This window comes from Leisingera sp. ABM4_101 (genome assembly GCF_056158725.1).
Window position 1 is genome coordinate 704,679 of record NZ_JBSWTV010000002.1, and the last position, 22,013, is coordinate 726,691.

At 59.1% G+C, this 22,013-nt stretch carries 21 protein-coding genes; 11 read left to right on the plus strand and 10 right to left on the minus strand.

Features of this window, described 5'->3' with window-relative positions; translation table 11 throughout:
* Positions 1-31: 31 nt before the first annotated feature.
* Complete coding sequence (gene secB / locus ACXAEK_RS04410; protein WP_475040116.1) at positions 32-520, plus strand: protein-export chaperone SecB; 489 nt, start codon at positions 32-34, stop codon at positions 518-520.
* 100 nt (positions 521-620) lie between these two features.
* On the opposite strand, the gene dnaQ is transcribed toward secB, so the two are convergent.
* From dnaQ to ACXAEK_RS04430, 4 genes are read right to left on the minus strand one after another with little or no spacing between them, the layout of a single operon-like run.
* A complete protein-coding gene (gene dnaQ, locus ACXAEK_RS04415) occupies positions 621-1,346 on the minus strand; it encodes a DNA polymerase III subunit epsilon (RefSeq protein WP_475040117.1) in 726 nt (241 codons plus the stop codon).
* A complete protein-coding gene (coaE, locus tag ACXAEK_RS04420; RefSeq protein WP_475040118.1) occupies positions 1,339-1,932 on the minus strand; it encodes a dephospho-CoA kinase in 594 nt (197 codons plus the stop codon). The genes dnaQ and coaE overlap by 8 nt, the downstream gene beginning before the upstream one ends.
* Entirely contained in the window at positions 1,929-2,762 is an 834-nt protein-coding gene (locus ACXAEK_RS04425) for a shikimate dehydrogenase (protein ID WP_475040119.1), read from the minus strand. Before ACXAEK_RS04425 ends, coaE begins: the two co-directional genes overlap by 4 nt.
* Positions 2,759-3,358: a Maf family protein gene (locus ACXAEK_RS04430; RefSeq protein ID WP_475040120.1), complete on the minus strand. Its 600-nt coding sequence runs from the start codon at positions 3,356-3,358 to the stop codon at positions 2,759-2,761. The genes ACXAEK_RS04425 and ACXAEK_RS04430 overlap by 4 nt, the downstream gene beginning before the upstream one ends.
* Positions 3,359-3,768: 410 nt before the next feature.
* Between ACXAEK_RS04430 and ACXAEK_RS04435 the strand changes: the two genes are divergently transcribed.
* From ACXAEK_RS04435 to ACXAEK_RS04465, 7 genes are all read left to right on the plus strand, one after another.
* Entirely contained in the window at positions 3,769-4,224 is a 456-nt protein-coding gene (locus ACXAEK_RS04435) for a CopD family protein (protein ID WP_475040121.1), read from the plus strand.
* A gap of 176 nt (positions 4,225-4,400) precedes the next feature.
* Positions 4,401-5,672 carry a transcription termination factor Rho gene (gene rho, locus ACXAEK_RS04440; protein WP_019295316.1) on the plus strand — a complete coding sequence of 424 codons (1,272 nt, stop codon included), beginning with the start codon at positions 4,401-4,403 and terminating at the stop codon, positions 5,670-5,672.
* A gap of 30 nt (positions 5,673-5,702) precedes the next feature.
* The gene (gene mnmE / locus ACXAEK_RS04445) at positions 5,703-6,989 is read left to right on the plus strand and encodes a tRNA uridine-5-carboxymethylaminomethyl(34) synthesis GTPase MnmE (protein WP_475040122.1); all 1,287 of its coding nucleotides are present in this window, start codon (positions 5,703-5,705) and stop codon (positions 6,987-6,989) included.
* Positions 6,990-7,002: 13 nt separating this feature from the next.
* The gene (gene mnmG, locus ACXAEK_RS04450) at positions 7,003-8,877 is read left to right on the plus strand and encodes a tRNA uridine-5-carboxymethylaminomethyl(34) synthesis enzyme MnmG (protein WP_475040123.1); all 1,875 of its coding nucleotides are present in this window, start codon (positions 7,003-7,005) and stop codon (positions 8,875-8,877) included.
* A complete protein-coding gene (gene rsmG / locus ACXAEK_RS04455) occupies positions 8,874-9,491 on the plus strand; it encodes a 16S rRNA (guanine(527)-N(7))-methyltransferase RsmG (RefSeq protein ID WP_475040124.1) in 618 nt (205 codons plus the stop codon). The genes mnmG and rsmG overlap by 4 nt, the downstream gene beginning before the upstream one ends.
* A complete protein-coding gene (locus tag ACXAEK_RS04460; RefSeq protein WP_475040125.1) occupies positions 9,484-10,293 on the plus strand; it encodes a ParA family protein in 810 nt (269 codons plus the stop codon). Before rsmG ends, ACXAEK_RS04460 begins: the two co-directional genes overlap by 8 nt.
* 26 nt (positions 10,294-10,319) lie before the next feature.
* Entirely contained in the window at positions 10,320-11,213 is an 894-nt protein-coding gene (locus tag ACXAEK_RS04465; RefSeq protein WP_475040126.1) for a ParB/RepB/Spo0J family partition protein, read from the plus strand.
* Here the strand turns inward: ACXAEK_RS04465 and ACXAEK_RS04470 are convergent.
* The 4 genes from ACXAEK_RS04470 to rph are packed head-to-tail and all read right to left on the minus strand — an operon-like array spanning position 11,203 to position 14,032.
* Positions 11,203-11,556 carry a YbaN family protein gene (locus tag ACXAEK_RS04470; RefSeq protein ID WP_475040127.1) on the minus strand — a complete coding sequence of 118 codons (354 nt, stop codon included), beginning with the start codon at positions 11,554-11,556 and terminating at the stop codon, positions 11,203-11,205. The two genes, ACXAEK_RS04465 and ACXAEK_RS04470, sit on opposite strands and share 11 nt — an antisense overlap.
* Before the next feature lie 4 nt (positions 11,557-11,560).
* Positions 11,561-12,715 carry a radical SAM family heme chaperone HemW gene (gene hemW, locus ACXAEK_RS04475; RefSeq protein ID WP_475040128.1) on the minus strand — a complete coding sequence of 385 codons (1,155 nt, stop codon included), beginning with the start codon at positions 12,713-12,715 and terminating at the stop codon, positions 11,561-11,563.
* On the minus strand, positions 12,708-13,322 hold the full coding sequence (gene rdgB, locus ACXAEK_RS04480; protein WP_475040129.1) for an RdgB/HAM1 family non-canonical purine NTP pyrophosphatase: 615 nt from the start codon (positions 13,320-13,322) through the stop codon (positions 12,708-12,710). The genes hemW and rdgB overlap by 8 nt, the downstream gene beginning before the upstream one ends.
* Positions 13,319-14,032 (minus strand): ribonuclease PH, encoded by a 714-nt coding sequence (gene rph / locus ACXAEK_RS04485; RefSeq protein WP_475040130.1) that lies wholly within the window; start codon positions 14,030-14,032, stop codon positions 13,319-13,321. Before rph ends, rdgB begins: the two co-directional genes overlap by 4 nt.
* A gap of 143 nt (positions 14,033-14,175) precedes the next feature.
* Between rph and hrcA the strand changes: the two genes are divergently transcribed.
* Together hrcA and ACXAEK_RS04495 are read left to right on the plus strand one after the other, a co-directional pair.
* A complete protein-coding gene (gene hrcA, locus ACXAEK_RS04490; protein ID WP_475040131.1) occupies positions 14,176-15,240 on the plus strand; it encodes a heat-inducible transcriptional repressor HrcA in 1,065 nt (354 codons plus the stop codon).
* Between the two features lie 9 nt (positions 15,241-15,249).
* Positions 15,250-15,810: a nucleotide exchange factor GrpE gene (locus ACXAEK_RS04495; RefSeq protein ID WP_039126498.1), complete on the plus strand. Its 561-nt coding sequence runs from the start codon at positions 15,250-15,252 to the stop codon at positions 15,808-15,810.
* Positions 15,811-15,893: 83 nt separating this feature from the next.
* Here the strand turns inward: ACXAEK_RS04495 and mutS are convergent, their stop codons facing one another.
* Complete coding sequence (gene mutS, locus ACXAEK_RS04500) at positions 15,894-18,524, minus strand: DNA mismatch repair protein MutS (protein WP_475040132.1); 2,631 nt, start codon at positions 18,522-18,524, stop codon at positions 15,894-15,896.
* Between the two features lie 102 nt (positions 18,525-18,626).
* On the minus strand, positions 18,627-19,460 hold the full coding sequence (locus tag ACXAEK_RS04505; RefSeq protein ID WP_475040133.1) for a flagellin: 834 nt from the start codon (positions 19,458-19,460) through the stop codon (positions 18,627-18,629).
* Positions 19,461-19,756: 296 nt separating this feature from the next.
* Here ACXAEK_RS04505 and ACXAEK_RS04510 point away from each other — a divergent pair, with 296 nt between their 5' ends.
* Complete coding sequence (locus ACXAEK_RS04510; protein ID WP_475040134.1) at positions 19,757-22,012, plus strand: NADP-dependent malic enzyme; 2,256 nt, start codon at positions 19,757-19,759, stop codon at positions 22,010-22,012.
* Position 22,013 lies beyond the last annotated feature (1 nt).

The following is a 22,013-nucleotide window of genomic DNA, read 5'->3' on the forward strand; positions in this document are numbered from 1 at the left end:
CGGTCAAAAGCATATTTTCAGGAGTATCTCCATGGCCGAAAACGGCGAAGCCCAGCAGCAGCCACAGGTCCAGATGAACATTCTGGGCCAGTTCATCCGCGACATGTCGTTTGAAAACGTGATGGCGCAGAAAGGCACCGGCGGCGACGTTCAGCCCGATGTCAGCGTTCAGGTGAACCTGGATGCGAAAAAGCGCTCAGCTGAAAACCAGTATGAAGTCGTCACCAAGCTGACCGTCGAGTCCAAAAACAAGGAAGGCGGCGAGGTTCTGTTTGTGCTGGAACTGGAATATGTCGGCGTGTTCAACATCGTGGGCGTGCCGGAAGACCAGCTGCACCCGTTCTTGCTGATCGAATGCCCGCGCATGACCTTCCCGTTCCTGCGCCGTATCGTGTCCGACGTGACCCGCGACGGCGGCTTCCCGCCGCTGAACCTGGACAACATTGATTTCGTGGCGATCTACCGTAACGAGCTGGCCCGCCGTCAGCAAGAGGCAGCGGCAGCTGCCCCGACCCAGTAAGGGTTCAGAGTTTTGAAACAGAAAACGCCGCTGAATATCAGCGGCGTTTTTCTTTTTCCGGGCCGGCTTGGGTCAACCTTCGTGGCCCATGCTGCTTAGGTCAGGAGGCCTTCCACAAAGCATCATCGCCCATCTTGGCCACAAAAGCGTCATGCGCGGCCTGTTCCTCAGCTGTGATCCGCGCCGGCAGGGCCGTTTGCCGCGGGGCAGGGCGCCAATCATCTTCCACCTGGACCGAGCTGGAGGAGGCTTGCGTCGACAAGCCAAAATCCGGCTGACGGCCGCCAATCAGCTCCAGGTAGACATCAGCCAGGATCTCGGAGTTGAGCAGCGCGCCGTGCAGGGTCCGGTTGGAGTTGTCGATATTGAAACGGCGGCAGAGCGCATCCAGCGTTGCCGGCGAGCCCGGGAACCGCTGGCGGGCCATCGCCAGGGTGTCGATGGCCTGATCCATCGGCAGTTTGGGCAATCCCATCCAGCCGAGCTCCGCGTTCAGGAATTTCATGTCGAAGCTGGCGTTGTGGATGACCAGCTTGGAATCCTGCACAAAATCCAGGAACTTCTGACCGATCTTGGCAAACACCGGCTTGTCCCGCAGCGTCACCGCGCCGGGTTCCGGTTTTTGCGGCGGCTCCAGAAGATCCGGGCCAATGCCATGCACCGAGAACGCCTCAGCCGGCATGGAGCGTTCCGGGTTCATGTACTCGTGGAACGTCTTGCCGGTGGGCATGTGGTTATAGAGCTCCACCGCGCCGATCTCGACGATGCGGTCGCCGGAAAAGGGATCAAACCCGGTGGTTTCGGTATCAAGAACGATTTCACGCATGGGCCAGTTTGCTCCTGATGTCTGCGAGGATCTCTGCCACCTGCGCCTCGGCGTGCTCTAGCGTGTCCGTTTCAATCACGTAGTCGGCGCGGGCGATTTTGTCCTTAATCGGCATCTGTTTTTGCAGGATTTGCCGGAACTGCTCAACCGTCATTGTGCCGCGGGAAAGAACACGGCTTTGCTGGGTTTCCGCGTCAACGCTTACACAGGCCACCGCATCCATTTCGGCGTGGCCGCCGGTTTCAAAAAGCAGCGGGATGTCGAAGACTAGGACATCGCTTTTTGCCTGCGCCCGGAAGGCGGCCCGGTCCCGCGCAACCAGCGGATGCACGATGGTTTCGATGAGTTTCAATGCGTCTGGATCAGCGCCAATGATCTTCTTCAAGGCGTCCCGGCTGACTGCGCCGTCCTCAATTGCCTCAGGGAAAGCGGCCTGCATCGGTGCGACCGCCGCACCCTCTTTGCCATAAAGCCGGTGAACAGCCGCATCAGCATCCCAAACAGCGCAGCCCTGGGCCGCGAACAGTCTGGCAGTTGTGCTTTTGCCCATGCCGATGGATCCGGTGAGACCGAGGCTGAAACTCATCTGAGTGCCGCCGCGCGGGTGGCTGCGTCCACTTCGGGACGATGGCCGAACCAGCGCTCGAACCCCGGAACCGCCTGGTGCAGCAGCATGCCAAGCCCGTCGACCACGGTGCAGCCGGCATCTTCGGCGGATTGCAGCAGGTCGGTTTTCAGCGGCGCATAGATCAGGTCTGTCACCACCGCATTTCGCTGCAACCCGTCCAGCGGCACCCGCAGACGGGGCTTGCCGACCATGCCCAGAGAGGTGGTGTTCACGATCAGCGCGCCTTCTTCGATGATATTGCCGGCCTGGACCCAATCAGACACTTTGACCCGGCTGCCGAAATCGTTTTGCAGCTGTTCGGCACGGCCGCGGGTGCGATTGGTCAGCAGGATCTCGGGCACGCCAGCCTCCAACAGCGACGCGACGACCGCGCGGCAGGCGCCGCCGGCCCCCAGCACCACGGCCGGCCCGGACTGCGGTTCCCACAGCGGCGCGCCCTGTTGCAGGTTGGTGATGAAGCCATAGCCGTCGGTGTTGTCGGCCATAATGGTGCCGTCCTTGCGGAAGATCAGCGTGTTGGCCGCGCCGATCAGCTTGGCCCGGTCGGTGACCTTATCGGCGATTTCCATCACCGCTTCCTTGTGCGGGATCGTCACATTGGCGCCGACAAACCCCATTTTCGGCATCATCCGGATGGTGTCGGCCAGATCCTCAGGCTCCACATGCATCGGCACGTAATGACCGGCAATGCCATGAGCGTTCAGCCAGTGGCGGTGCAGCTGCGGGGATTTGGAATGCGCAACCGGACAGCCGATAACGCCGGCCAGCGGGATTTTGGCTTCTGTCATTGCTCGATTACCCCTTGCAGACCCAGATAACTGATAAGCTCCATCAGCGGCAATCCCAAGACATTAAAGTAGCTTCCGTCAATGGAGGTGAACAGGCGCACGCCTTCCTCCTCCAGTTTATAAGCGCCCACCGCGTGGCGGATGCTGTCCCAATTCCGGGACACATAGTCCTGCAGATAGGCATCGGAGCATTTCCGCATTACCAGCCGGACCTGCCCCACATGGCGCCAGACAGGTTCTCCGTCGCGGTAGATCACTGCCGCCGACAGCAGCATATGCCGCTTGCCGCACATCGCCTTGAGCTGCTTCAGCGCCACCTCTTCACTGATGGGTTTGGAAAGAAGGGTTCCTTCAAAATCAAGCACCTGGTCACATCCCAGCACCAGTTTTCCCGGGTGTTTACCGCTGATCTTGCGCGCCTTTGCCTCAGCCAGCGCATCGGCAATGTCCCGCGGCGGCGCCTGTTCAGCCAGAAGCGCGGCCTTGATCGCGTCTTCATCAAGCCGAGGGATGTCAGTGGCAAATTCAATGCCTGCCTGGCGCAATAGATGCGCCCGGATTTCGGAACCGGAAGCCAGCACTATGTGGGCAGTCATGTGGAAAACCCCGTGGGAAAGACGCAGATCGTTTCAGGACGTTTTGTATGGTTTTCCACGCTCAAGTAAAGACTCCAGGGCTTGACGCAAATCTCAGGATTTAGCCGGCTGAGTTGTCCTTTGTGAGCGAGGATAACTTGGAATCCGTGGATATGCCGGCTCTCCCCGGATCATCCCAGTCTTATCCCCAAGCACGGATTGGTAAACACATCCTTAACGCACCTTATTTCTAAGGCGTTAAGAAAATTTCCACGACTCCTGTCCCATCCAAGCTGGAATCTTATCCCTGCTGGGGATAAGCGGAGGAGGATTTACTTATCCACCGGAATCCACGCACCCTACAAAAACATCATCCTTCTAATATTCATTTAATTATTAGGGTGATCAGATCAGACCAGGGAGAACAGCCCATGGACCTGAGCGATGTGATGTTCACGCTCTACCCATACGCCAAGTCGCTGCACATCATGGCTGTACTCAGCTGGATGGCAGGTCTCTTCTATCTCCCCCGTCTGTTTGTGTATCATGTGGAGCAGGCAGAGAATGTGAAGGAAGCCATTCCAATCTTTCTGACCATGGAAGAAAAGCTCCTCAGGATCATCATGCGCCCGGCCATGTATGTGTCCTGGGCAGCAGGGCTGTTCATCGTTCTCACGCCCGGAATTGTCGACTGGAGCTACATCTGGCCCTGGACCAAGGGGGTCTCGGTGATTGCCATGACCTGGTTCCATCATTGGCTGCTGTTCCGCTACCGCGATTTCAAAGAAGGCAGGAATTCTCTCACCGGCCGGCAGTTTAGGATGATGAATGAGGTGCCCACTGTGCTGATGCTGGTGATTGTGGTTTCAGTCATCTTCAAATTCTGACGCAGAGGCGCAGAAACAAGCCCAGCAGCGCCGGAACGCTTGCAGCCGGCGTTTGACTCATCTGAAACGAGTCCCTATGTATGGCTCTCAACGGGCCCGTCCGGGCGTGCCGTGTTTTCCATTCCTGTCGTCAGACCGACCCCCTGGGTAAACGGGGGAGTAGAGGCCGTATATATATGACCGTGCAATCCCTGAATCTGTCCGATCTGAAGGCGAAAAGCCCCAAAGCGCTGCTGGCGATGGCCGAGGAGCTGGAGATCGAAAACGCTTCGACCATGCGCAAGGGCGAGATGATGTTCCAGATCCTGCGGGAACGTGCGGATGAGGGCTGGGATATCGGCGGCGACGGTGTGCTGGAGGTGCTGCAGGACGGCTTCGGCTTCCTGCGCTCGCCCGAGGCCAACTATCTGCCGGGTCCTGACGATATCTATGTCTCGCCGGACATGATCCGCCAGTATTCGCTGCGTACCGGCGACACCGTCGAAGGCCAGATCAAGGCACCGCTGGAGTCGGAACGCTATTTCGCACTGACCAATGTCACCAAGATCAACTTTGAAGAGCCTGAGAAGGCCCGTCACAAGATTGCATTCGACAATCTGACACCGCTCTATCCGGATGAGCGCCTGAAGATGGAGATCGAGGATCCCACCATCAAGGACCGCTCCGCCCGGGTAATCGACCTGGTGGCCCCCATCGGCAAAGGCCAGCGTTCGCTGATCGTGGCGCCGCCGCGGACCGGTAAGACCGTGATCCTGCAGAATATCGCGCATTCGATCGAGAAGAACCATCCGGAATGCTACCTGATCGTTCTGCTGATCGACGAACGCCCGGAAGAGGTTACCGACATGCAGCGCTCGGTGAAGGGCGAGGTTGTCTCCTCCACCTTCGACGAGCCGGCGACACGCCACGTTGCAGTTTCCGAAATGGTCATCGAAAAGGCCAAGCGTCTGGTGGAACATAAACGAGATGTTGTTATCCTCCTTGACTCGATCACAAGACTTGGTAGGGCGTTCAACACTGTTGTTCCGTCCTCGGGCAAGGTTTTGACCGGTGGTGTCGACGCAAACGCGCTGCAGCGCCCGAAACGCTTCTTTGGTGCCGCACGTAACATCGAAGAGGGCGGTTCGCTCACCATTATCGCCACCGCGCTGATCGACACCGGATCGCGCATGGACGAAGTGATCTTTGAAGAATTCAAAGGTACCGGCAATTCGGAAATCGTGCTGGACCGCAAGATTGCCGACAAACGTGTGTTCCCGGCAATCGACATCCTCAAGTCCGGTACCCGGAAAGAGGATCTTCTGGTCGACAAGGGCGATCTGGCCAAAACCTTTGTTCTGCGCCGGATCCTGAACCCAATGGGCACCACCGATGCCATCGAGTTCCTGCTATCAAAGCTGAAGCAGACCAAGTCGAATTCCGAGTTCTTCGACTCGATGAACACCTGATCCAGGCCGGCAAGAGAGAAGGGCCATCCCATGGACACGATCTTTGCGCTGGCCTCCGCCCAAGGAAAGGCAGGGGTTGCGGTAATTCGCGTCTCCGGCCCGCTGGCGCTTGAGGCCGGCGCTCAGCTTTGCGGCGGCGACTTACCGGCGCGGCGCGCCAGCCTGCGGGAATTGCGGGACGAATCAGGGGAACGGCTGGATGAGGCGCTGGTTCTGACCTTCACAGCGCCAAACAGCTTTACCGGCGAAAATACCGTTGAATTTCAAACGCATGGAAGCACTGCAGTTGTTTCCGCGGTGCTTGATTCTCTGAGGCGAATCAATGGTTTGAGAATGGCCGAACCCGGTGAGTTCACGCGCCGGGCGCTGGAAAACGGAAATCTGGACCTGGCTCAGGTTGAAGGCTTGGCGGACTTGATCGACGCGGAAACCGAAGCGCAGCGCAAGCAGGCGCAAGTGATCCTTGCTGGCGGATTGGGCGACCTGGCCGAGACATGGCGCGCAAACCTGATCCGGGCTGCGTCACTGATCGAGGTCACGATCGACTTCGCCGATGAAGAAGTGCCGGTTGACGTCACGCCTGAGGTGGCTGCGCTGTTGGCGGATGTTCAGGCCGGCTTGGAGAAGGAAACCGCCGGCGTCAGAATTGCCGAACGAATCCGCAGCGGGTTTGAGGTTGCCATCATCGGTGCGCCGAACGTCGGGAAGTCTACGCTGCTGAATGCGCTTGCCGGCCGCGAAGCCGCGATCACGTCCGAATACGCGGGCACCACCCGCGATATTATCGAAGTGCGTATGGATCTTGCCGGCCTGCCTGTTACCCTGCTGGACACCGCCGGCCTGCGCGAAACTGAAGACCATGTTGAAGGGATTGGTATTGCCCTGGCGCGCAAACGGGCCGAAGAAGCAGATCTTCGGGTTTTCCTGGCAGAGGATGATGAGGTCCTTGATGTTGAAATGCAGGCCGGCGACATCCGCCTGCGCCCTAAGGCCGATCTGAGGGACGACACCGGCGATGCAATTTCCGGCCGGTCCGGGCAGGGGATAGATCGCCTTGTCGGACATGTTTCGGAAGTTTTAGGTACCCGTTCTGCACAGGCTGGGATTGCAACCCGCGCCCGGCACCGGGATGCGATGCTGTCGGCTCTTGTATCTCTGAAAGAAGCCCAGGATATCCTGCAGCGAGGTCCTGAGTTTTATGATATAGCTGCCGAGGAAATGCGGTCTGCTATCCGGGCATTGGAGATGCTTGTCGGCCGGATCGGGGTTGAAAATCTCTTGGATGAGATTTTCTCCAGTTTTTGTCTGGGAAAGTGAAGGAGTGTTTCACGTGAAACATTCATCGTATGATGTGATCGTGGTCGGCGGCGGTCACGCCGGCACAGAGGCTGCCCATGCCTCGGCACGGATGGGTGCTTCGACCGCTTTGATAACACTGGATCGTAGTGGCATTGGTGTTATGTCCTGCAACCCAGCCATCGGAGGCTTGGGGAAAGGGCATCTTGTCCGGGAAATTGACGCCATGGATGGCGTTATGGGGCGCGTTGCAGATCGGGCTGGTATACAGTTCCGCCTTTTGAACCGAAGAAAAGGGCCAGCGGTTCAGGGACCGCGAGCTCAGTCTGACAGGAAAATTTACCGGCAGGAAATGCTCCGGTTGACGGAAACACAGCGAAACCTGGATATAGTTGAAGGCGAGGTTACTGACTTTCTCATGGCAAGCGGGGAAGTCGCCGGCGTCATTCTTGCAGATGGCAGTGAGATCCCCGCAAAGTCTGTGATCTTGACGTCTGGAACATTCCTCCGCGGTGTCATTCACATCGGCGACGTATCTAGACCTGGTGGGCGGATGGGGGATAAGCCGTCCGTTAGGCTGGCTGAAAGGTTGGACAGCTTCGATGTGCCACTGGGCCGGCTGAAAACCGGGACCCCTCCGAGATTGGACGGGCGTACGATTGATTGGGCTTCGCTTGACTCACAGCCTGGCGACGATAATCCTGTGTTCTTTTCGTTCTTGACCAAGTCACTTCAGGCTGAACAGGTATCCTGCGGGATTACGCACACAAACCCGGAAACCCACGAAATCATCCGCAACAACCTCAGCCGGTCTGCGATGTATGGCGGTCACATTGAGGGGGTTGGCCCCCGGTATTGCCCTTCGATTGAGGATAAGATCGTCCGGTTTTCTGACAAAGAGTCTCACCAGATCTTCCTTGAGCCTGAGGGCGTATCCGACCACACTGTCTACCCGAACGGAATTTCAACAAGTTTGCCAGAGGATATTCAAGAATCCTATGTGCGTTCTATCCGGGGGCTGGAGCACGCAGTCATTCTGCAGCCTGGATACGCCATCGAATATGACTATGTTGATCCCCGCGCGCTCTCACTGGATTTGGCGCTGAAGGACGTACCCGGCTTGTATTTGGCAGGTCAGATCAACGGGACTACCGGTTATGAAGAGGCCGCCGCCCAGGGGCTTGTAGCGGGTTTGAATGCAGCCCAGCGTGCCAAGGGGAAGGAGGCCGTGACCTTTAGCCGGGCCAATAGTTACATTGGGGTGATGATTGATGATCTCACCACAAACGGGGTTACAGAGCCTTACCGGATGTTCACGTCGCGAGCAGAATTCCGACTATCCCTGCGGGCCGATAATGCGGATCAAAGGCTTACACCCATGGCGATAGAACTTGGTTGTACTGGTAAGGACCGTATTCGCATGTTTTCGGAAAAGACCGAACGCTTGCAGTCCGCGCGGCAGATACTGGAGGCGCAAACCTTCACTCCGAAACAGGTTTCTGAGGCCGGCATCAGGATTAATCAAGACGGAAACCGGAGAACTGGGCTGGACGTACTGGCGTTTCCGGATGTGTCTTTCGATGACTTGAAGACGCTTCTGCCTGAGCTTAGCTCTGTTGAGCCGGAAATTTCCAGGCAGCTGGAGCGGGATGCTCTTTACGCAAACTACATCTCACGCCAAGAGCGGGAGGTTTCCGCTCTGAAGCGGGACGAAAGCTACAGTATTCCTGCTGATTTCGTTTATGAGGGGGTTGAAGGACTGTCGAATGAAATTCAGCAGAAGTTGAAAAAGGCCCGCCCTGAAACTCTTGCCCAGGCTGCACGCGTTGATGGCATAACGCCGGCAGCCCTTGCGTTGATTTTGGCTCGCCTGCGAAAGGTGCGGGGCAGGCAGGAGAAGTCTGCATGAGCACAGAAGACTTGTGGCGCGCGCTCAGTGTTTCACGTGAAACAATGCGCCGTTTGGAGCTTTTCGAGGTGGTGGTCAGGAAATGGAATCCCAGGATCAACCTTGTTTCCAAGGCTAGCCTCGAACACATCTGGACACGGCATATTGCAGACTCGGTGCAAATTTTCCGGTGTGTCTCCGCACCAGGCCGCTGGGTAGATATCGGCAGTGGGGGCGGATTTCCAGGTTTGATTATTGCCTTAATGGCTGCTGAGGAAGCGCCGGATATGCAAGTGACGCTTATCGAAAGTGATCAGAGAAAAGCTGCTTTTCTTAGAAGTGCAGCGCGAGAATGCGGTGCGGCTGTTCGGGTAATATCAGAGCGTATCGAACGAGTTGAAGCCCAGAAGGCTGACGTCTTGTCCGCCCGGGCGCTGGCTGATCTTTCCGATCTTCTGGAGTTTTCTGAGCGTCATCTTGCCGGGGATGGCATTGCGCTGTTCCCGAAAGGTCAGAGTTGGAAAAAAGAAGTGGATAACGCGCAGCAGCGATGGCGGTTCAAAGCAGAACCCATTAAAAGTCTGACTGAGCCTGAAGCAGTAATCCTGAAAGTCTGGGGAGTTGAACGTGCCTGATTTTTCCCGCCCGGAGGGGCCACGTATCATCGCGGTCGCAAATCAGAAAGGCGGGGTAGGGAAAACAACAACAGCGATCAACCTTGCTGCGGCCTTGGTCGAAGGTGGGCTGCGTGTATTGGTGGTTGATCTGGATCCGCAGGGAAATGCCTCAACCGGCCTTGGGATAGAGCCCTCTGACCGGGATCTTACAACATATGATCTTCTGGTGGAGGATGCTTCCCTTGCGGATGTCATCCGGACAACGGAGATTGAAGATCTTTGCATCATTCCCGCAACTGTTGATCTGAGTTCTGCGGATATTGAACTTTTCACCAATGAAAAGCGAAGCTACCTGCTGCATGACGCGCTTCGGCAGACGGCGATGGATGAGTATGATTGGGATTACGTCCTGATAGACTGCCCGCCGTCTCTGAATCTTCTGACGGTCAATGCTATGGTGGCAGCGCATTCTGTTCTGGTGCCGCTTCAGAGCGAATTTTTCGCATTGGAAGGTGTAACTCAGCTGATGCTGACGATTCGCGAGGTGCGCCAGTCGGCTAATCCAGGACTGCGAATCGAAGGTATCGTTCTGACCATGTTCGACCGGCGCAACAACCTGTCGCTGCAGGTTGAGCAAGACGCACGGGATAATCTCGGCGACCTCGTGTTTCAAACTAAGATCCCGCGCAATGTGCGTGTTAGCGAAGCACCTTCCTATGCTTTGCCGGTGTTGAACTATGACACCAACTCCCAAGGCGCACAGGCCTATCGCGCACTGGCAGAAGAAATCCTGAATAAACATCAGAAGATAGCGGCGTAAATGCAGAATACAGACCGGAGGCAACCATGGCAGACAAAAAGACAAAACCACGAGGGCTGGGCCGGGGATTGTCAGCGTTGATGGCAGATGTGAACCCCGCGCCGGTGAGCACGCAGGCTGAAGCACCACGGAATGCGGAAGTACTGGTTCCGATTGAGAATATTATTGCCAATCCAAATCAGCCGCGCCGGCAGTTTCTGCAAGAGGACCTGGATGACCTGACCGCCTCCATTAAGGAAAAGGGGGTCCTGCAGCCGCTGATCGTACGCCCGCGACCTGGCGGACAATATGAGATTGTTGCCGGCGAACGGCGCTGGCGGGCGTCTCAGGCGGCCCAGCTGCATGAAGTGCCGGTGCTGATCCGGGACTATTCAGACCTTGAGATGATGGAAGTGGCTATCATCGAAAACATCCAGCGCTCTGACCTCAATGCGATGGAAGAGGCGCAGAGTTACAAGCAGCTAATGGAGAAGTTCGGCCATACTCAGGAGAAGATGGCCGAGGCGCTTGGAAAAAGCCGCAGCCACATTGCGAATCTGGTGCGCCTGCTGCATCTGCCGGATGATGTACAGATCCTGGTTCAGGAACGAAAACTTTCTGCAGGTCACGCGCGTGCGCTGATCACTTCCGACAATGCGTCTGACCTGGCCAAGAGAATCGTGAAGAGCGGGCTGTCCGTGCGGGCGACGGAGGCGTTGGTAAAGAAGGATGCCGCAGGTTTCCAGACAACTGCCGCCAAGAAGCCGAAGCAGTCAGCCGAAAAGGACGCGGATACACGCGCTTTGGAAGGCGATCTGTCGGCAATGCTGAAAATGAAGGTGTCGATTGACCATAAGCCGGGCGGAGAGAGTGGATCGGTAACGATAAGCTATGCGGATTTGGATCAGCTTGATGAGCTGTGTAATCTGCTCAGCCGTTAGGCCGGGTCCAGATAAAGACCAGAACGGCTGAAAGCACCAGCACTTGAATGCCCAGCACATAGCTTGGGACAGAAAGCAGCAGAGATAGTCCAAAGACGGCGGCAATCGAAGCGGTTGCCGCCTTTTTTGCGACCGGCCGGATTGCACCGCTGTTGCGCCAATCGGTGATCATTGGGCCGAAAACATTGTGGGCTAGGATCCAATCGTGCAGCCGGTCTGAGGAATTGGCGAAACAGAAGGCTGCAAGCAGCAGGAATGGAACAGTCGGAAGAAGGGGAAGGACAATGCCGATGACGGCCAAGGCAACAAAGAACAGTCCCAGGCCGGCATATAGAAAACGCATTGCTTCAATCCATCAATAGATCGCGGAGAACCGCATTCAATACCGCGCGGCCATGATCGGTTGCGCGTAGCCTTTTCTCCGAGATAGTGACCATGCCGAGTTGTACAAGGTTATCAAGCCGGCTTTCAGAGAGGTTCCGGCCAGAGAGCTGGGAATAGCGTACCACATCCAGACCTTCCGACAGGCGCATCCCCATCATCAGGTATTCTGCCGCAGCATCTTCTGCACTGAGAGCTTGGCGCAGGGATTCGCCGTTGCCCTTGCCGACGGCTTGCAGCCAAGCCCCAGGGGCGAGGTGGGTCTCGGTCGCGTAGCGCTTGCCGTTCAGGGTGAGGCGGCCATGGGCGCCTGGGCCGATCCCGGCATAGTCGCCATAACGCCAATAGATTAGGTTGTGGCGGGATTCCGAGCCGGGCTTGGCATGGTTGGAGATCTCATAGCCGGCCACGCCGAAGTCTGCGCAGATGTCCTGAGTGGCCAGGTACATGTCGGCAGCGGTGTCATCGGTGGGCAGGTTGCGCAGTTTGCCGCGGGCGTAGCGGTCTCCGAATGCGGTGCCGTCTTCGATGGTAAGCTGGTAGAGTGATAGATGGTCAATAGCCATCGACAACGCTTCGCGCAACTCGGCCTGCCAGGCCTCCAGGGTTTGGCCCTGGCGTGCGTAGATCAGGTCAAAGCTCACCCGGTCGAAACACTTTCGGGCGATGTCAAAGGCAGCCTTGGCTTCGGACACGCTGTGGGTGCGTCCCAGCCTGCGCAGATCCTCGTCGTTCAGAGCCTGAATGCCCATGGAGACCCTGTTGACGCCAGCGCCACGGTAGCCGGCAAAGCGCCCGGCCTCGACAGAGCCAGGGTTTGCTTCAAGAGAAATCTCTATGTCATTGGCAAAGGGCCAGATTTCACGTGCCCGTTCGATGACGGCAGACACTGTTTCAGGCAGCATCAGGGAAGGGGTGCCACCGCCGAAGAAAATGGAGTTCAAAACCCGCCCGGAAAGCTGTTCCGAGAGTCTGTCCAGCTCGGCCAAATAGGCCCTAACCCATAGGTTCTGGTCTATTTTTGCAGAGACATGGCTGTTGAAGTCGCAATAGGGGCATTTGGCCTGGCAGAAGGGCCAATGCACATAAAGGCCAAAGCCCCCATTACGCCAGTCATCCACCGAAACAGCCCTGGACGAACTGGGCCACCGCCTTGCCGCGGTGGCTGATCTTGTTCTTCTCCGCCGGTTCCATCTCGGCGCAGGTGATGCTGTAGCCGTCGGGCTGGAACATCGGGTCGTATCCAAAGCCGTGTTCGCCGCGAATCGGCCAGACCAGACGCCCGGGCATCACACCTTCGAAGACTTCGTCGTGGCCGTCGGGCCAGGCAATGACCAGGGTGCAGCGGAACTGGGCGCTGCGGGGAGCGTCAGCGCCGACGGCGTTCAGCTCGTCATTGGCTCGGGTCATCGCCATCTTGAAATCGCGGCCGCTGGGGGTTTCAGCCCAGTCGGCGGTATAGACACCGGGCGCGCCATTCAGCGCGTCGATGGTGATGCCGGAGTCATCTGACAGGGCAGGGAGGCCGGTGGCCTTGGCGGCAGCATGCGCCTTGATCCGGGCATTGCCGACAAAGGTGTCTTCGGTCTCCTCCGGTTCCGGCAGATCCATCTCGCCGGCGCCGACCACGCTGACACCAAAGGGAGCGAGGATCTCGGTGATCTCGTTCAGCTTGCCCTTGTTGTGGGTGGCGACAAGCAGCTTGCCGCCTTCCAGTTTGCGGGTCATTTGCAGGCGGCCTTCTGCAGTTCAGCCAGTTCAGATGTGCCTTGGGCGGCCAGGTCCATCAGCTGGTTCATCTGGTCGCGGGAGAAGACAGAGCCTTCGGCCGACATCTGTACTTCGATCAGCTTGCCGGAACCGGTCATGATGAAGTTGCCGTCCACGCCGGCCTCGGAATCTTCGGGGTAGTCGAGGTCCAGCACCGGCTGGCCGGCATAGATGCCGCAGGACACGGCGGCAACCGGATCCAGAAGCGGGTCGATTTGCACATCGCCGGCCTTCATCAGCTTGTTCACCGCCAGGCGCAGCGCAACCCAGCCGCCGGTGATCGAGGCGCAGCGGGTGCCGCCGTCTGCCTGCAGCACGTCGCAGTCGACGGTTATTTGGCGTTCACCCAGGGCAACGCGGTCTACACCGGCCCGCAGGGCGCGGCCGATCAGGCGCTGGATTTCCACGGTGCGGCCGCCCTGTTTCCCGGAGGATGCCTCGCGGCGCATACGGGTGTTGGTGGCACGCGGCAGCATGCCGTATTCGGCGGTGACCCAGCCCAGGCCGGTGCCCTTGATGAACGGCGGCACGCGGTCTTCGATGGTGGCGGTACACAGCACGTGGGTGTCGCCCATCTTGATCAGGCAGGAGCCCTCGGCGTGTTTGGTGAAACCGGTCTCGATCGAGACGGCGCGCATTTCATTCAATTCTCGTCCGGAGGGTCGCATGGTATATCCTTTTGCTGTTGGCTTGGGGATAGCCCTGCGGGACAAGGCGATGCAAGCCCGATTGACCTTTTGGCCTGCTGCTCTTTAATGACATCTTGGCAGCGGTTTCTTATGTTGAAACCGCAAGACATGCTGGAAGGCCGATGAGTGACCCGCAAAACATTCTGCAGGATCTGAACGACCGCTCGCGGGAAGTGTTCCGGACGGTGGTGGAAAGCTATCTGGAGAGCGGCGATCCGGTTGGCAGCCGTACCCTGACCCGCAGCCTAAGCGAGAAGGTCAGCGCGGCGACAGTACGCAATGTGATGCAGGACCTAGAGTATCTGGGCCTGTTGGACAGCCCTCATATCAGTGCCGGCCGGGTGCCGACGCAGCTGGGGCTCAGGATGTTCGTGGATGGGCTGCTGGAGGTCGAAGACCTGAAGGCCAACGACCGCGAGAAGATCGACGCGACCCTCGGGAAGAATGCCGGCGATGTGGGCGGTATGCTGGACCGGGTCGGCGCGGCTTTGTCGGGTGTCACGCAGGGGGCGTCGCTGGTTCTGACGCCCAAGCATGAGGCGGAGATCCGCCATATCGAATTTGTTTCGCTGGCGCATGACCGGGCGCTGGTGGTGCTGGTGTTTTCTGACGGGCATGTGGAGAACCGGCTGTTCACGCCGCCGCCCGGACAAACGCCAAGCTCGATGCGGGAGGCGGCAAATTTCCTGAACGCGCTGATCGAGGGGCGGACTCTGAGCGAAGTGCAGCGGCAAATGCAGACGGAAATTACCGCGCGGCGCCAGGAAATTGACAGTCTTGCACACGCAATGATTGAAAGCGGCTTGGCGGTCTGGGAAGATGACGGCAGCGAGCAGGCGCGGCTAATTGTTCGGGGCCGGGCGAATCTGCTGGCAGAAACCGGCGCAGCCGAGGAGCTAGAGCGGATCCGGACCCTGTTTGACGACCTGGAGCGCAAGCGCGATATCGCCGAATTCCTGGAACTGACCGAGGACGGCGAGGGCGTGCGCATTTTTATCGGTTCGGAGAACAAACTTTTCTCACTTTCGGGTTCCTCTTTGGTGGTGTCTCCCTATATGAACGCGGATCGAAAGATCATTGGTGCGGTGGGGGTGATTGGCCCGACGCGCCTGAATTACGGACGGATCGTGCCGATTGTGGACTATACGGCACAACTGGTCGGCAAGCTGTTGTCGGACCGGAGTTAGAGGTGAAACATGGCAGAGCTCAAGGACGAAGACTTTCTGGATGACATCGCCGCCGCCGAGGCTGAAGAGCTGGCAGCGCAGACCGAGGAATTTGATGATGCCTCGCTGGAAATTGATGCGCTTCGTGCGGAACGGGATGAGCTGAAGGACCGCTTTATGCGGGCGCTGGCGGATGCCGAAAACGCCCGCAAGCGCGGCGACAAGGCGCGCCGCGAGGCAGAGAATTACGGCGGCTCGAAACTGGCCCGTGACATGTTGCCGGTCTACGACAACATGAAGCGCGCGATTGAAGCGGCCACTGACGAGCAGCGCGAAGTTTCCGCGGCGCTGATCGAAGGCGTCGAGCTGACCATGCGTTCGCTGCTGGGTGTGTTCGAGAAGCACGGCATCCGGATCGTCTCGCCCGAGGTTGGCGACAAGTTCGACCCGAAAGTGCATGAGGCGATGTTCGAGGCGCCGGTGCCGGGCACCAAGGCAGGCGACATCATCCAGGTGTCAGCAGAAGGGTTCATGCTGCACGACCGGCTGCTGCGCGCGGCGCAGGTTGGCGTGTCATCGACACCTGCGTAACAGGAGCGCCCTTACGGGCGCTGCCTCCGGCGGGAGTTTTTTTGGCAAGATGAAAGAGCGGTCCCGATTGGGGCCGCTTTTGTTTAGCCTGCGGCTTCTTTCAGCTTGTAGAGCATTTCCAGCGCTTCACGCGGCGACAGGTCATCCGGGTGGATGCCGGCCAGGAGCTCTTCCGCCGGCGAAGGGCCGGCCGGGGCCTTGGGCTGTGGCGGCGGGGCCGCTGCAAACAGGGGCAGGTCGTCGATCTGGATCTTGGTGCCGCCTTCACGGCTGCCTTGTTCCAGCATGTCGAGGACATCGCGGGCACGCGCCACTACAGAAGCGGGGAGGCCGGCCAGCTGTGCCACTTGCACACCATAGGAGCGGTCGGCGGCACCCTTGCGGACCTCGTGCAGGAAGATCACTTCACCTTCCCACTCCTTGACCGCGACGGTGGCGTTGTCGACGCCTTCCAGTTTGGCGGCGAGCTGGGTCAGCTCGTGGTAATGGGTGGCAAACAGCGCGCGGGAGCGGTTCACTTCGTGCAGGTGTTCCAGCGTCGCCCAGGCGATGGAGAGACCGTCGTAGGTGGCGGTGCCGCGGCCGATTTCATCGAGGATCACCAAGGCGCGGTCGTCGGCCTGGTTCAGGATCGCGGCGGTTTCGACCATTTCGACCATGAAGGTGGAGCGGCCGCGGGCCAGGTCGTCGGAGGCGCCGACGCGGCTGAACAGCTGGCTAACCAGGCCGATATGGGCGGCTTCGGCCGGGACATAGCTGCCCATCTGGGCGAGCAGGGCAATCAGCGCGTTCTGGCGCAGGAAGGTCGATTTGCCGGCCATGTTGGGGCCAGTCAGCAGCCAGACCGCGGCGCCGTCCTGGGCGGTTAGGCAGCAGTCGTTGGCGACAAAGGCCTCGCCCCCTTGCTGGCGCAGGGCCTGTTCCACCACAGGGTGGCGGCCGCCTTCCACGTGGAACGCACGGCTGTTGTCGACCTTGGGACGGGTCCAGTTTTCACCGCGTGCAAGATCGGCGAGGCCAGTGAGCAGGTCCAGCTCTGCCAATCCGCGGGCTGCGGTGTTAAGGCGCGCTGCACAGTCCAGAATAGCGCCTGAAAGCCTTGCATAGAGCCTCTTTTCAATCTCTAACGCGAGGTTACCGGCATTCAGAATGCGGGTCTCAATCTCGCTCAGCTCCACCGTGGTGAAACGCACCTGATTGGCGGTGGTCTGACGGTGGATATAGGTTTCGTTCAGCGGCGGCGACATCATCTTGTCCGCGTGGGTTGCGGTGGTTTCGATGAAATAGCCCAGCACGTTGTTATGCTTGATCTTCAGCGAGGCGACGCCGGTGTGTTCGGCGTATTGCTTCTGCATCGAGGCAATGACCGAGCGGCCCTCGTCGCGCAGTGTGCGGGCTTCGTCCAGTTCCGGGTCATAGCCGGCTGCGATGTAGCCGCCGTCACGGGCCAGCAAGGGGGGCTCGGCGATGAGGGCAGCGTCGAGCAGGGATAGGAGGTCGTCAAACCCTTGCAGGTCCGACATGGCACGGGTGATCAGTTCGGGCAGATCCAGGCCGGCGCAGAGTTCAGCGATGACCTCAGCTTGCGACAGCCCGTTCCGGATCGCGGCTAGATCACGGGGACCGCCGCGCTCCAAGGCAAGGCGGGAGAGGGCGCGGTCGAGGTCGGGGGTCTTACGTAGCGCAGCACGCAGATCTTCTGCGGTCTGTGCCTGATCAACCGCGAAATCCAAGGCTGCAAGACGTTGTTGGATCACATTCAGATTGCGCGAGGGGCTGGACATGCGTTGTTCCAGCAGGCGGGCACCGCCGGGGGTGACGGTGCGGTCCACCACCGACAGAAGCGAACCTGAGCGGCCGCCGGAGAGCGACCGGGTCAATTCCAGATTGCGGCGGGTGGCGGCGTCAATCTGCACCACCCGGTCCTGAGCCTCCTGCTGCGGCGGCTGCAATAGCGGCAGCTTGCCCTTCTGGGTGATCTCCAGATAGTCGATCAGCGCACCCATCGCCGAGACCTCGGCGCGGGTGAAGGTGCCGAAGCCATCCAAGGCGCTGACGTTGAACAGGCTACAGATACGTTTCTCTGCTGCGGTGCTGTCAAAGCTGGCCTTGCCCAATGGGGTCAGCGGAATCTTGTATTCATCAGCCAGCGGCAGGGCGGCATCATAGGCGGGGCCGTCGGCGACAATCAGTTCCGATGGCGCCAGCCGGGCCAGCTCCGGCGACAGGCGGACACGGGCTACCGGCATCACGTGAAACGCGCCGGTGGAGATGTCGGCCCAGGCCAGGGCGGCCTCATCCCGAAGTTCAGAGTAAGAGACCAGGAAATTGTGGCGGCGCGCCTCCAGCAGGGAATCCTCGGTCAGGGTGCCGGGAGTCACCAGCCGTACCACGTCGCGTTTCACCACAGATTTGGAGCCGCGTTTCTTGGCCTCGGCGGGGCTTTCCATCTGTTCACCTACGGCGACGCGGAAACCTTTGCGGATCAGTGTCAGCAGGTAGCCCTCGGCGGCATGCACCGGCACGCCGCACATCGGGATGTCTTCACCGTTATGTTTGCCGCGTTTGGTCAGCGCGATATCGAGGGCCTCTGCGGCGTTGACCGCGTCCTCAAAGAACATCTCGTAGAAATCGCCCATCCGGTAAAAAAGCAGCGCGTCTGCATGCGCTGCCTTGATCTCGAGATACTGCGCCATCATGGGCGTTACGGTCATTGGAGGTCCCCCGGGGTCGTCTTTGCAAGACATCTACAATGGGGGCGGAGCGAGGAAAACCCGGATATGCCTGCCGCCGGACCCTCTGGCGGCAGGCTGCTGTCAGTAGAGGTTGCGCAGAGTGTCAGGCATCGTGTTGACAATAGAGAGCGACAGCGTGCTCAGCTGTTGCTGTGCTTGCAGCGCCAGCAGCTTGGTTGCGGCTTCCTCCATATTGGTGTCGATCATCGAACTGACACCGCGGGTAAGCGCATCCGACTGCTTGCTGACATAGTCGCCTTGGCCTGCGAGTTGATTGGCACTTGCCCCCAAGGCTGCAGAGCCTTCGATTGCATAGGCAAGAAAGCCTTCGATTTCTCCCAATGCGGTCAGGGCGCTGGCGCTGTCGGTGATGGCAGTGCGGCTGCCGAGATCGAACAGCGGGCTGCCTTCAAAATCCACTCCGTCAACGCTGAGGGTGCTTAGGCTGCCGTCGCTGGAAATCGCTGAGGGCACTGTCAGCCCAGAGCCGCCGGAGCCGTCGACATCGGTCTTGAGCAGGTTTACCCCGTTGAAACTCGAAGCAGAAATGATCGAATTGATCTGTTCGGCTTTCTGCGCCATGGCGTTTTCGAATTTGCTGAAATCGCCGGTGCCGCTTGCGGCTATAACTGCCAGCGACCGCATTTCCTGGAGTGTGTCGGAGATTTGTTCAGCCCCGGCTGATGCAACCGCAACCGTGGCCTCGCCCAGAGACAAGGAGTCCGACACCGACTGCAATCCCGAGATGTCGGAGTTCATCAGCTCTGATATTGCCCAAAGAGCCGCGTTGTCCTGGGCAGTACTGACGTTTTGGCCGGTCGAAATACTGTCTTGCACTTCGCTGAGCTGTGAACTGACACCGCCCAAAGTTTGCAAGGCAACAAGCGCACCGGAATTATTCTGGAAGCTTATCATTCCTCATTTTCCTTTGATCCATGCCCGTGTGCCGGGCGGACAAATGTCTTTCTGACACATGCCTTCCAGGCCTGTGAGAACAGGCCTGAGCGCCACCTGCAGACAGGTGCGGGTTAAAACCTATTAAGAAATTGCAGCGCTTGACGGTCTACTTTAGGGCGAAAACTTGACGGTAATTATCGTCTTTTAGCCGCATTTATCTCAATTCTGGCTATACAAATTCTTGAAACCCCGGATTGAGGGCTGCGGAGGGCTGGGATAAGACGGTCGGCGACGAGGAGAGGACACGAATTTCAATGCCCAAATCAAAGATCACCAACGAAGAAGCCCTGGCGTTCCACCTGCAGCCGACGCCGGGGAAATGGGAGATCAACGCCACTGTCCCGATGACCACGCAGCGGGATCTGTCGCTGGCGTATTCCCCGGGTGTAGCCGTGCCTTGCGAAGCGATCGCGGAAAATCCGGAAACCGCCTATGACTACACCAACAAGGGCAACCTGGTTGCGGTGATTTCCAACGGCACCGCGGTGCTGGGACTGGGCAATTTGGGCGCGCTGGGCTCAAAACCGGTGATGGAAGGGAAGTCTGTTCTTTTCAAACGCTTTGCCGATGTGAACTCGATCGACATCGAACTGGACACCGAAGACCCGGACAAGTTCATCGACGCAGTCAAGCTGATGGGTCCGACCTTTGGCGGCATCAATCTGGAAGACATCAAGGCGCCTGAGTGTTTCATCATCGAACAGCGCCTCAAGGAAGAGATGGACATCCCGGTCTTCCACGATGACCAGCACGGCACTGCGGTGATCTGCGCGGCAGGCCTGATCAACGCGCTGCATCTGTCGGGCAAGAAGATCGAGGATGTGAAGATCGTTCTGAACGGCGCAGGTGCGGCCGGCATCGCCTGTATCGAACTGTTGAAGGCGATGGGGGCGCGGCATGAGAACTGCATCGTCTGCGACACCAAGGGCGTGATCTTCCAAGGCCGCACCGAGGGCATGAACCAGTGGAAATCGGCCCATGCCATCAGCACGGACCTGCGCACTTTGGAAGAAGCTATGCGCGGTGCAGACGTATTCCTCGGCGTGTCGGTCAAGGGGGCGGTGACCCAGGAGATGGTCGCCTCGATGGCCGATAACCCGGTGATCTTTGCGATGGCCAACCCGGATCCGGAAATCACCCCGGAAGAGGCGCATGAGGTGCGTGTGGATGCTATTGTCGCCACTGGCCGGTCGGACTATCCGAACCAGGTCAACAACGTGCTGGGCTTTCCTTACCTGTTCCGCGGTGCGCTGGACATTCACGCCCGCGCCATCAATGACGAGATGAAGATCGCCTGCGCCCATGCTCTGGCCGCTCTGGCGCGTGAGGACGTGCCGGACGAGGTGGCGCTGGCCTACGGCAAGTCGCTGTCCTTTGGCCGCGATTACATCATCCCGACACCGTTTGACCCGCGGCTGATCCACCGGATCCCGCCGGCGGTGGCCAAAGCCGGCATGGATACCGGCGCCGCCCGCCGCCCAATCGTCGACATGGACGCCTATGAGATCGGTCTCAAGTCCCGGATGGACCCGACCGCCTCGATCCTGCGCGGGCTGAACGCGCGGGCCCGCTCGGCTCAATCCCGGATGATTTTTGCCGAGGGCGACGACCCGCGGGCGCTGCGCGCTGCGGTGATGTACCAGCGCTCGGGCTTTGGAAAATCGCTGGTGGTGGGCCGGCAGGAAGACGTGCGCGCCAAGCTGGAGAAAGCCGGCCTGGGCGACGCGGTGCGCGAGCTGGAGGTGGTGAACGCGGCCAACACACCGCATTTCGATACCTACAAGGACTTCCTCTACAGCCGGCTGCAGCGCAAGGGGTTTGACCACAAAGACATCCACCGCCTGGTCGGCCGTGACCGCCATGTGTTCTCGAGCCTGATGCTGGCGCATGGCCATGGCGACGGGCTAGTGACCGGGGCGACCCGCAAGTCTGCGCATGTTCTGGAACGGATCAACCATGTGTTTGATGCTGATGCGGCTCACGGTGTTGCCGGCGTCACCGCGCTTTTGCACAAGGGCCGGATCGTGCTGATCGGCGACACGCTGGTGCATGAATGGCCGGACGAAAACCACCTGGCCAACATTGCTGAACGCGCCGCCGGGGTGGCCCGGCACATGGGGCTTGAGCCGCGGGTGGCTTTTGTCAGCTTCTCCACATTCGGCTATCCAGTGTCGGAACGGGCGGAAAAGATGCATGTCGCCCCCACCGTGCTTGATCAGCGCGGTGTCGACTTCGAATACGAAGGTGAGATGACCGTCGATGTGGCGCTGAACGAGCGCGCACAGCGCTACTACCCGTTCCAGCGCCTGACCGGCCCGGCCAATATCCTGATCGTGCCGGCCCGCCACTCAGCCTCGATCTCGGTCAAGCTGATGCAGGAGATGGGCGGTGCCACGGTGATCGGCCCGATCCTGTCGGGCATCGACAAGCCGATCCAGATCTGTTCGACCACCTCCACCACCAATGACATCCTCAACATGGCGGTGCTGGCGGCCTGTAACATCGGGTGAA